Genomic DNA, 11880 nt, shown 5'->3' on the forward strand with positions numbered 1-11880 from the left:
CGATCTAATAATATTAGATCGTTAGGTTTGTAGTGCACAAACGATATCTAGCACTACCTATAACAAAAAGCTTATTCCAAAGCTTTAATGCCCGCACCAAAGTTGATTAGGTGGTGCGATTAGTATTTGAGCTCGCTAACCATATAATTTAAGAAAAGCAAATTACCACTCAACTTTAACTGCAAGTATCCAAGTCACTCCACCGTTGGTTGAAATGTAAGAGTTATCTCGTGCAACCCATAAAATGGTGGCATCGGTTGCAAAATAAGGAGATCAAGGAAAAAATTCGAAAAAATATTTTCAAAAGTAAACCAAAAGGGTGCTTAGAATTTAATGCTATTTATGTATTATAAACCATCACCTTGAAGCACTCCAAAAACCTCGAATGTCATTTAATATACTTGAGCTTATTAGTTCCTGAGGATGCTTATTAAACCAATCTTTAGGCATGGGATTAATAAAATCCTCTTGCATAAATCGATCATCCATTAATAGAATAATACCTTGATCATTTTCCGACCGGATCACTCTTCCTGCGGCTTGAATAGCCTTAGTCATTGCTGGATAAATATAAGTATATTCATATCCTTTAGAAAAATTCTTTTGATAGTATTCACGGATTCCCTCATGCTCAATATCTAAACTTGGTAAAGGTACCCCAACCACAAATGCACCAATAATCATGTCACCAGGATAATCTACCCCTTCAGAAAATATTCCACCTTGCACTGCAAAAATAATATGAGATTTAATAGTATTTCTTAGTTCACTAAAAAAATAATTAACTTCCTCAGGCTCCATATTAGGTTTTTGTTTTAAAATTTTGAAATGAGGGGGAATACTACAATATTTCAGAACGTTATCTAGAAAAATAAAACTTGGGAAAAAAGCAATATAATTTCCATTTTTCAAGGAGATAATTTTATATATCGCTTCAGCAATGCGAGGGTAATTTTTGGCTCGCTCCTTATATTTAGAAGAAACCTGTGGGATTAATATAATTTTCCGATTTGCCTTCGGAAAAGGATAATTAAACTCCTCTGTTCTTGGTTTCTTTTTATGTAAGCCGCATAACTGGCTGTAATAGTGAAATGGCTTTAGTGTGGCTGATATAGCTACAACATGTTTAAAGTTATTGTACCTTTCTAATAAAATTTTTGAGGCATCACAGCAGGTTATTTTTATTGTCTCAGGATTAGGATGGTATGAGGTAAAAAACTCATTCTGAGAATTATATGCAAGCTCCAAAGAATTTGTAAATTCTGACCAATTAATACATAGTCTTGATACCACATCTTCTAGTCTAACTTGAGCACCTGAATCGAGAAAACGTGCAACAAAATCACGGATGCGATTTTCTACATTCATAAATTCATTTAAATCAAGGACGATTCGATGAGCGTAATTGCCAAGTCCATATTTTTCAATAGTCAATATTGCCAAATTTAACAATGTCTCAAATTCACTACGAAGCTTATGAGGAAGAAAAATTACTTCTTCGAACATTTTTTTTAATGTATAACTGGAAAGAGAACAAGAATAATATTCTCTGGAACGAGCGGGGAGATTATGGGCTTCATCAATAATTAAATTTGGCTTTTCAGGATGCTTGCAAATGTACACAAGCTGTTGCCCAAAGAAATCGTTTGAAGAAAAAAAATAATTATAATCACCAATCACAACTTCAACTTGATCTATTAATTCGAGCTGAACTTGATAGGGACATACATAATAAAGTTTGGAAACTTTTTGTATTTCTTGAGCTGTAAGTTTGCGTTTATTATTAAGCTTTTCTAACACTTTGTGGTATGCCATTTTAGTGTAATGATCATTAGCGTATTCACAATAATCAGAATTGCATAGCGGCTCCTTCTTCAGGCAAATCTTATTTTTAGCTGCGAGAGTTATAGATCTAAAATCTTCCCCCTGATCATGTAAGCGTAAAATGGCATCTTCAACGATTTGATGCTGTGAATTTTTACAAGTTAAATAAACTAACTGTTGACCACGAGAGAGAGCTTCTTTTAAAGAGGGATAAAGGCTCCCTATAGTTTTACCAAGACCCGTTGGAGCTTGGGCCATTATCGGACGGTTTTCAAGAAATGCTTCTTCTATTTTTTTTATTAATTGGGTTTGTTCAAATCTAGCGCTTTGATAAGGGAATTTGAAATTCTCACCAGTTTTTTGGCGGAGGTTTATAAGCCTCTCCCTGAACCTGGCTTCTGCAACCAGTTCACTAGCTCTACAAGACAGCCATTTTTCAAAGCTATTAATATCTAATTGTACTTCGTAATTAATCACTTCGTTGTTATGACTTGCCACCAAATGCAAGTTAAGGGTTGGAATAGTATTATTTTCTAACCAGTAAAAATATCCATAGGTTCTTAATTGCAAAATATAAGGATGATCTTGACCTATTTCGTTTAATGTTTTTAGTAAATTTTTAATATTAAAACATGTCTTTATTTCTTCAATTATTGGCAAAGGCTCAGCATAAACCCCATCCATTCTTCCAGCGATTTCAAATAAATATTCTTCCCAGTGAAATTGTCTGGATATATATACTTCACTAGTATATGAAGGGTTTTCATTCTTTCTCTTAAGTTGTAATTTTTGATGAATCTCATTACCCCGTTCAGTTGACCAACCATATCCTGAATGCAAATCAATACTGCCTCTTCTAGGTGATGGTAAAGAAAATTTAGAGACGGCTATTTGAATTCTTTTTTTCTTAGTCATGCTAAAACAAACACAATTGACGAGAATCTATTGGAAATAGTTCTTCGCAGGGATAGGCATGGATGCCTAAAGATTTCAAATGTTTCACCAATGTGCCATTTCCTCGATGCTGAACAAAAATTCTTTTAGCTCCAGTTTGTTGTATTGTAAGAAGAAGATCTTTCCAATCCGCATGATCTGATAATACAAACCCTTGCTCGCATAGGGGACCAAATCGCTGGCTGTTTGACATCCAACCGGATACAAAGGCTATTCTTAAATTGGGTCCTAATATTTTTATTTGTTTAGATTTTAAAATGGATGGAGGAGAAATAATTAGCTCCCCTTTTAGCTCTTTATTGTTTGGAATTTCATTAAGGCTAATGGTATTTAACAGTTCTATCCCTTCTGCTCGGTAACATTCATTTAATGATATAGCTGATGCGTGACAATAAATTGATCGTGATGTATATTTTTTTAGTAACCCCAGTATTCTTTGAGTTTTTCCTAAGGAATAGGCTAAAAGAAGACTATTTAATCCTTTTCTAGAATTTTCTAACCACCATTCGAAAATTTTTTTACCATTATCAATATTATTATCCCAAGAGTAATTGGGTGTACCAAATGTAGCTTCAGTTATAAATACATCACATTTTATAACTTCAAATGCCTCACAAGTAGGATCAGGTTGTCTTTTATAATCTCCTGAGACAACCCAAGTTTCGCCATTATGTTTTATGCATATTTGCGCGGATCCAAGAATATGCCCAGCTGGATGAAATGACAATTGAATTCCATTTATCAGGAACTTTTCTCCATAATTAAAAGCTTTTACAACTATATTCTTACCTAAGCGGGATTTTAATAAAGATACCCCGCTTGTAGTTGAGTAATAGTGAGCAGCTCCTTTTCGCGCATGATCGCTGTGAGCGTGAGTTATTACTGCATTCTGCACCTTACCTTTTGGGTCTATGTAAAAATTGCCTAAGGGGCAATAAAGTCCCTCTAAAGTCATAACTAACATAGTTTTTTATTTCAACTATAATAGTGATTTTCGCTCTGATATTAAGTCGATTTTGAATTAATTTTTTAATTTAACAAAATTAAATTTATAAAAGCGAAGGAATCAGCTTTTGAGCACTATAGAACAGTGAAGTACGCTGATTTTCCAGGAGTATGACTTGGTCAAACCCTTACTTGCGCGCTTTATTAATTGCATTAACGAACCCTGAACAGCGCATGTCTTCGTGCTCTTTATTTTTCTCCGACAATAAACCAATTAGTCCAACGATTGGAGCTGCTGGCAATAAGGCCAGAGACGCAACGCCACGAAGAATCGCCGATGCTTCTGGTAAAATAGATGGGGCCTTAAAACTCCCCTTTATATGAAGTGGGGCACGAGCAGAATATAAACTCAAATCCTTAGGTCTTGGATCAATAACTAAGTGTAGCTGTTCCCGGGCAAAGTCAATTGACCCCTTACCCAAATAAAGTGTGTCCTCGGTATCTACCACCAAACTATCCATATTCATGACGCCGTTTTTGGTTGGCAAGTCCAGAAATATGCAGTTAATTTCTACCATTTCCCGATCACCTAACAATTTAACCAGACTTTCTCCAACGTCAAGCCCGCTGAGCTCGACCAATAAAGCATCGAGCTTACCTCCATCCATTATCATCAATAAGCCGCCATCGGCCGAAGCTAACATGTCTGCAAGAGAATCTCCCTTAAACCAGAATATCCCTTGACCGCCAATTACTCCTAAATTTTCACCAGAAGATTCTAAACTACGCAAAATTTCATTGAGTTGAACGCGTCGTATCTCGACCTCAATCTTGCTTTTTAATGGTTTTTTTGTTACATCCAATTCAACACGCAACTGAACCTTACCTGACGCAATATCAAAATCTGGTATTGCAAGCGATAAATGCCCTTGATCGAGAAGCATTTGAATCTTGAGATTGTTTACCGGCACTTGCGATGGAACATGGTTGCCTCGAAAACGGATATCGGCATCTATGTGTTGTAAACTTTCTAAACCTATATTATTTCTTGGTAGAACAACAGCATTTGCTTCTTCTTGTCTTTTCTCTTGTTTTTTAGCTAAGGAAGTACTGTCCTCTGATTTTATATTAGAAGCAAAATCAATTAGAGATACAAAATCACTTAAATTGACTTTGTTTGAAGTGATGTTCGCTTTTACAAAAAGCCGCTTGCTGCCCATATCAACACGGATGCTGCCCGAAAAATCGCTTTCTCCAATTTGGACATCAAGATTCGTAAACCGCCAAATATTTTCTTCGCGTGATAGATAGCCTTTTAATTGCAGTAGGATAACCAAGGCTTTTTCATCTGCAACTTTGTTTCCCGAAGCCTGGACACTCAAGGCTAGTGGAAATGGTTTTTCCAGTTGCTGTAGCGCAAGCCATGAACCTGCATTCAAGGCTATTGCTAATGGTTTTCCATTTAATTTTCCGTGAACATGTAATTTCGTATTTTCTTCGTCGCCAACTTGAGCTCTAATCGTGGAAAAAGTCAAAGTAATGTCTGCTGTATTAGTAGACAAATCGCGATAAACCATATGACTGTCGTCAATTATTAATCGTTTAATTAATGGAAACTCAACGTCGAAATCAAGCGGTAAATCCCAATTGGGCTCACCTTTATATGATTTTTCCAAAATAACTCTTGGTTTGATTAGAGTTACCCGAGGAAAAATCAAACGGCCTTTAATCAGTTCTACAAGATCAATATGGAAGTCAAGTGCTGCCAATTCAAACATATAAGGCTGTTTACTCCACGTTACATTCTCAAGTCGTATCTGTTCCACACGGACATGTAATGTCTGGGACCAGTCCACACTTAAATTACCTTGAATAATAAGTGTACGACCTAATTTTTCGCTTACTTGACGCGCAGCAACATCACGAACCCAATTCCAATTTATTAGGGCAATCCCCAATATGAGAAAAAGAATTAACGAGATGAATACAATGCCAGCCCATTTTACGAAAGTCATAACTTGTAAATTATCGCTATCCTGACAACGCTTTAATTATTAATACGAAGTAGCGCGGGCATTTGCACCGGAAATTACGTTTAGGGATTAACACCAAATTCTTCAAAAGGATATATACAAAAGTGCGAGATATTCATTGTCCATTAAGTAATCGATTTGTCTTATCCACCAAAAATGTATGTTTCGAATCAAATGCTCCTACTGGTTCTTTTTCTAACCATTCACAATCTCTCCTCCATTAGGATGCAGTACTTGCCCTGTTATAAAACTTGAATCCCTACTAGCAAGGAATAAAAAGCAGGGAGCAACTTCATTGGGCATTCCAGCACGCTTCATGAGGGAGTCGCTACCAGATTCTGAGACTTTCTTTTTATCGTAGGAAGATGCGATAAGCGGGGTCCAAATTGGGCCGGGGGCGACAGCGTTCACTCTTATTCCTTTATCCACTAAGTTTGCAGCAAGACTTCTAGTAAAGGAAACGATTGCTCCTTTAGTTGAAGCATGTCATATACTATAAAAGCCAGCTAACATGTCTGCTATCGAATTATTCTTTCGTGATTTCTTCTTTCACTTCATAACTTAATTTTATAAATTTTGAATTTCCTAATAAAGCACCCCGCCGCAATCAGCGGGGTATTAACTACGCTCTTCAATCTGCTGGTTTTCAACCAGCTTTCGCCCCAAGGGGAATTAAACCTGGAAGAGATTAAAAGTTACTTCTCAGAGAGACACTCCTAAAATAACCTTATGCACGTGAGTTAAAGATTGCAAATGATTTATTCTGCTGGTAGATCTTCAACAAATTTCATCTCGTAATCTGTCTCGTTTGCAGAATCTACTAAACCTTCATCCACGGCTTTCATCCATGTTTCTGCAAAATAAGCTTCCTTTGGATCATTTTCTCCCAACTCAATCTGATATTCTGCTATAGGATTGAGAGATTCTTTTTCAATGATTTGTATTTTTCTTTGCATGGTTACGTCTCTTTAAATAATACTCAGTGAGATAACTTATAAGAAGAAAAACTAAACCCCGCAAACGCGGGCTTATACGAAAGATATTATTTAGAATCATTGCGACGTTGATGATCCGCGTCTAAATTATTCATCCGTTCACCTTCTTTTGTGTTGTTATTTTGCTTATTCATTTCCACATCTTTCTTGTCAGATTCTACCTTCTTAGGCGCATTCATCTTGTCATCAACTTTATTTTTCGTTTGAGAATAATCTTCGGCAAATGCATAAGCGCTAACAAATAAAAATCCAGTAATAATAGTTGTAATTAACATTTTCATCATGATATTAATCCTTTAATGTTAATAGAAATTTAAATATTGCACTAAACCTATTTATTTGGTCTGTGCGCTTAAGTACAGAGAGCGTACTGAATTGAAGTTTCCTATCTATGGGTAAAAATTAGGAAAAAGCAATTGTTACGTAGTAATTTTGGTTTTAAGTTTTTCAGGAATAGTCGGAGCGTGTTTAATGTTCCCAGAATCCGGGATAGATTCTAGCTATGATTTTAGGGTCTGCGAGATCAAAGTCATCATAAGTGTATTCTCGGCTATAGATCCGGAACGATTTATCCATGAGTCTTTTTGCAGCAATCGCAGCGGCCGTTATCTGGCGGTGCTCGGATGCGGCCGCCATGATGGTCGGACATGCTATTGGTTGATGGCGGCAAATCGGTGCAATGAACAAGGCCTAATATCGAATCTATGGCCATATTCATGTATGGTGGGGATAAATGAACGCCTGAATATCCCACCACCTTAATTACATAAGAAAAGAAACCTGAAGAAAAGCCAAAAACTAAACAGCGTGATTCACAGGCTGTTCAGCTGTCTTAGTATGTCTTTATCTTATTAATATGAATGTTTAAAATTTTTGTTTGAATGCGCACATACTTTACTAATCTTCCTTGCTAAAATTCACCTGAACATTTTTCAAAAAAATCATTTTAAAAACTGCAAGTTGCTTGATAATAAAATAGGAGAAATTTATGCTTACATATATAATCATAGTGCTAGCAATAGCTGCTGTCGGTGGTGTCATATTAGCCACAAGAGTATTTGCCGGGCAGTTGGCACCGTGGTCCTTGTCCATTGTGCATGCTCTGTTAGGGGCAACTGGGCTAGTTATGTTGATTATGCTAGTTCTGGAAAGTCCTGGGGATTCGCGTTTAACATCTGCGCTTGGATTACTTGTAGTGGCTGCGTTAGGTGGATTCTATCTTGCTTCAATTCATGCAAAAAATAATGTAGCTCCAAGAAATGTTGTCATTATCCATGCTGTACTTGCGGTGGCAGGCTTTCTTACCCTATTGAGTCTGTTTATTTAGGAGAGAAATGAGAGCAATTCCATAAAATACCCCATCCATCTTTTGACCCGGCCATTAAATAGTTTCAAGCAGCATATTTTACGAGCGGGTCTTGGAAGTAAGAGGCGACACGCTCTGGATTTTTCTCTAGCTTGGTCATGTGATCGTTGGCAGCGTTACGCAATTTTTCCTTATTACGTACCGGCACTTTCGAACCGATAGCCTGCTTCAAGTCTGAGTTTAGTCTTTCTTCTAGATTTAATTTCGGACTGTAGCTGGGTAGATAAAAGCATTCGATCTTTTCCTTATTTTCTTCCAGCCAAGCCTTCACTGGTTTGCTGTGATGCACTCTCAAATTATCCAGGATCAGGAACACTTTCTTTCCTGCATCCTTGATCAATAGTTCGAGAAATTCAATAAGCCGATCCGAATCGAATTTCCATCGATAATCTGCCAACGTGTACAGCCTTTGTTGGTTACAGTAGAAATCATTGACAGCCCTTGCCGCGTGCCAGGAGCGTAAGTCACGGGTGTTTTTCCCTTGGGCGCAAAACCACGTCCTCGCACATCTGCGTTGACCAGTGCTGTTTCATCACCCCAGTGAATTTCACCGCCTTCAGTTCGAGCGCGCTTGGCTATCTCCGGATATTGCTCATTGAGCCATTGTGCTACCGCCTCCGGGCGTTGTTCATAAGCACGTCGGATTGGCTTCTGCGGGGTAAATCCCCAACGTTTGAGGTAGTGCCCCACCGTGCGTATCGGCATGGATATATCACATTCCTTCTAAATTAACTGACTTACCGCGCTACGATTCCACAACGCAAAATCCATCTTCAGTTGCTCAGGACGCTTATCACAAATAAGTCGTTGCAATCTCAACTCCTGCTCTTCGCTTAGGCTGCGCTTGTCACCCACTCGTCGTCCTCGTCTACCAGGTTTTAGTCCAGCTGCGCCACCTGTTTCATAAAGTCGAATAATCTTCTTCACTGCCGTGTCGCTCAGCTCCGTAACTTGCGCTATTTGCGCTGATTCCACACCTCGCTTGTGAAGACGAATCACTTGGCTGCGGCGTTCATGCAGCGCTTCATCCTTTTAGCTTCTTGCATCTATTTTCTCCATCCTTCAATGGTATGCAATACCACTTCAAAGTTCAAACTATTTATTGGCCGAATCTATAATGTTGGTTCATTTTCCAATCGCAGCTTGGTTTCTTGTAACATTAGCAGACAACCTCAGCCTATTTACAAATAGCAAGTTCGTTGGGTAGATGGGGTGTTATGGGTTATTGGAACACTTACTGCGTTGCTTGCCATGGTAACGAGGCTTAGAACTATGAAAATGGATCCGGAGAGCCTTACTATAAAAACAGCTAATCTGCTCATGGTACTAATCATGAGCAGCTGTTTTTTTATGGAGGTAGCTTATTTATGCGTTTGGATGGCGCGCGCCTTGAGCAACCTAGGTCGATTGCAATTGTTTTTTCGATTTTAGGACTAACTTTCTTGGGTTACGCGTGATGGCTGGATGAGTAATCAGGTTATAAATTTAGGGTGGGCTTTATAATTCCCAATAAGGAGCATTATTCATCTACAGAGCAAACAACTATCCTGTGTATAGCTTTTCAACTTGCGATTCCCCGTGGTCTTGCCGCGGGGATAGATGCAGGGACGCGCAGAGCAAATTTATTGATAGCCACAATACCCTAAATGGGCTGAGTAGTTGTTCAATATTCATCACTTCTATGATGCATCTCTATTCTGCGGAATTCTATCCGGAGAAGTAGGTTTCGGTGATTTTGGTGATGGAGCAGAATCACGATGAGTCGCTAGTTCAGCGTTATATTCGGCATTTTGCCGTTCATCAAGGTGACGAATCAGCTTATCAGTTTCAGACTCTGCTTGTACGTCCTCTGAAACTTTACCCCTTTTATCATTGAGAGATTTCTTATTATCAGCACAATTGTTTTTTAGGAAATAATTGAAAGAAATAACGATTAGAACTATTAAAAACAAGATGATAAGTAATGTTCCCATAAGAAATTCTCCTTAATAATACATATAGTGCTCGTTAAAACTAACAACTTCTGTACGTAACCCCTCTTAGAAAGAGATGATATTGCAATCAATGAAATAACATCTGTGCGTTAATAGTGTGTGCATATCCATAAGGAGCTTTGCCATCATTCGGGGTAGTTGGGAACGTAAAATGAATCCAATATAATATCGGATATGGAAACTAGAGACGTTTGTTAATCGCTTTAAAGTTGGATAAGGTAAAAAACGATTTTACTCGGGCTTGAGATGGCTAAACATTACAATACTTAGTTGTTTCAGATAATGAATTTCAGTAATAAGAATTTAAAAATCCTATTTACATATTTCGAAAATTAACCCACTTCGGAATGGTTTTTATTGTCCACTATGTTAGTAATCGAACCGATCATTATTTCTTTTTCGAGGAGCATTAACTCCCCCATTATTTTTCGTCAGTGGGACAAATAAATATTTTTATTAGGGAAAAATTACAATGCGTGCACTTACTTATCACGGTAGTCATGATGTGCGGGTTGATACTATGCCTGATCCGATTATTCAAGAAACGGATGACATTATTCTCCAAATAACTGCAACAGCAATCTGCGGCTCAGATTTACATCTATACCGTGGAAAAATTCCTGAACTAAAAGAGGGTGATATTCTTGGGCACGAATTCATGGGAATAGTGGTTGCTGCAGGTAAAGAAGTCACAACTTTAAAAAAAGGTGATCGAGTAGTGGTTCCTTTTGTTATCGCGTGCGGCGACTGTTTTTTTTGTGAAAAACAATTATTTTCTGCTTGCGAAACCACTAATCCTGATCGTGGTGCCATTCTGAACAAAAAGGAAATTCGTTCTGGCGCGGCTCTTTTTGGGTTTAGCCACCTTTATGGAGGTATACCTGGAGGTCAAGCAGAATATGTACGAGTTCCTAAAGCCAATGTAGGGCCTATAAAGATCCCGGATACATTAGGGGATGAACAAGTATTATTTCTAAGTGATATTTTACCGACCGGTTATCAAGCGGTGATTAACGCGGCGGTGGGGGCTGGATCTAGTATTGCAATTTTTGGTGCAGGTCCTGTGGGTTTAATGGCCGCCGCTTGTGCTCGTATGCTTGGGGTAGAAAAAATTTTCATGGTGGATCATCATCCATACCGTCTTGAATTTGCTCGTAAGACCTATAATGTTATTCCTCTCAATTTTGATGAAGCAGATCCTGCTGAAGTTATAATTGAAAACACAGCCTTCAGAGGGGTAGACGCAGTGATAGATGCTGTCGGGTTTGAAGCTAAAGGCAGCACTCTTGAAACTGTAATGACAAATTTAAAAATCGAAAGTAGTAGCGGCCATGCATTACGCCAGTGTATTGCGGCAGTACGTCGCGGAGGCGTTGTAAGTGTACCTGGAGTGTATGCGGGATTCATACATGGATTTTTATTTGGGGATGCATTTGAAAAAGGACTGGTATTTAAAATGGGGCAGACTCATGTTCAACGCTTCTTGCCGGAATTACTTACATTTATAGAAGAAGGGAAATTACACCCTAATCAGATTGTGAGTCATCGTTTGCCTCTTGCACAGGCGGTAGAAGGATATAAAATGTTTGATAAGAAGGTAGAGAATTGCCGGAAGGTTGTGCTTATTCCTTAAATATTAATTTTGCTTGGTAATGTTATGTATGAAATCATTACTGTCCCGTTAACTTTCACAGCAAGTCCATCTGGCAATTGTTAGCATTTTTATCTATGAGTGGATCCCCACACAATAAAGCCATGAGGTCACGTTT

The 11880-nt window shown here is 38.1% G+C and carries 9 protein-coding genes and 2 pseudogenes; 2 read left to right on the plus strand and 9 right to left on the minus strand.

Features of this window, described 5'->3' with window-relative positions; all coding sequences use genetic code 11:
- Positions 1–357: 357 nt before the first annotated feature.
- From C7H79_RS15285 to C7H79_RS17750, 7 genes and pseudogenes are all read right to left on the minus strand, one after another.
- Positions 358–2739 (minus strand): ATP-dependent DNA helicase, encoded by a 2382-nt coding sequence (locus C7H79_RS15285; protein ID WP_106708144.1) that lies wholly within the window; start codon positions 2737–2739, stop codon positions 358–360.
- A gap of 1 nt (position 2740) precedes the next feature.
- Entirely contained in the window at positions 2741–3742 is a 1002-nt protein-coding gene (locus C7H79_RS15290; protein ID WP_106708145.1) for a ligase-associated DNA damage response exonuclease, read from the minus strand.
- 169 nt (positions 3743–3911) lie between these two features.
- Positions 3912–5738, minus strand: coding sequence for an AsmA family protein (locus tag C7H79_RS15295; RefSeq protein ID WP_106708146.1), 1827 nt, complete (start codon positions 5736–5738; stop codon positions 3912–3914).
- A 213-nt stretch (positions 5739–5951) separates the two neighbouring features.
- Positions 5952–6227, minus strand: a pseudogene (locus C7H79_RS15300) (SDR family oxidoreductase); the annotation flags it as partial.
- Positions 6228–6514: 287 nt separating this feature from the next.
- Positions 6515–6712: a hypothetical protein gene (locus C7H79_RS15305; protein WP_106708148.1), complete on the minus strand. Its 198-nt coding sequence runs from the start codon at positions 6710–6712 to the stop codon at positions 6515–6517.
- An 86-nt stretch (positions 6713–6798) separates the two neighbouring features.
- Positions 6799–7035, minus strand: a complete 237-nt coding sequence (locus C7H79_RS15310; protein WP_106708149.1) for a hypothetical protein — start codon at positions 7033–7035, stop codon at positions 6799–6801.
- Positions 7036–7219: 184 nt separating this feature from the next.
- Positions 7220–7387 (minus strand): hypothetical protein, encoded by a 168-nt coding sequence (locus C7H79_RS17750; protein WP_172592472.1) that lies wholly within the window; start codon positions 7385–7387, stop codon positions 7220–7222.
- A gap of 352 nt (positions 7388–7739) precedes the next feature.
- On the opposite strand from C7H79_RS17750, the gene C7H79_RS15315 reads away from it, so the two are divergent.
- Positions 7740–8078: a hypothetical protein gene (locus C7H79_RS15315; RefSeq protein WP_106708150.1), complete on the plus strand. Its 339-nt coding sequence runs from the start codon at positions 7740–7742 to the stop codon at positions 8076–8078.
- Positions 8079–8142: 64 nt separating this feature from the next.
- Here the strand turns inward: C7H79_RS15315 and C7H79_RS15320 are convergent.
- Both C7H79_RS15320 and C7H79_RS15325 read right to left on the minus strand, forming a co-directional pair.
- Positions 8143–9137: pseudogene (locus C7H79_RS15320) on the minus strand (IS630 family transposase).
- A 659-nt stretch (positions 9138–9796) separates the two neighbouring features.
- Positions 9797–10090 (minus strand): hypothetical protein, encoded by a 294-nt coding sequence (locus C7H79_RS15325; RefSeq protein ID WP_106708151.1) that lies wholly within the window; start codon positions 10088–10090, stop codon positions 9797–9799.
- A 493-nt stretch (positions 10091–10583) separates the two neighbouring features.
- Here C7H79_RS15325 and C7H79_RS15330 point away from each other — a divergent pair, with 493 nt between their 5' ends.
- Positions 10584–11744 (plus strand): zinc-dependent alcohol dehydrogenase, encoded by a 1161-nt coding sequence (locus tag C7H79_RS15330; protein WP_106708152.1) that lies wholly within the window; start codon positions 10584–10586, stop codon positions 11742–11744.
- Positions 11745–11880: the final 136 nt, after the last annotated feature.

The sequence above is a fragment of the Nitrosomonas supralitoralis genome (genome assembly GCF_003011925.2).
GTDB classification, from domain to species: Bacteria; Pseudomonadota; Gammaproteobacteria; order Burkholderiales; family Nitrosomonadaceae; genus Nitrosomonas; species Nitrosomonas supralitoralis.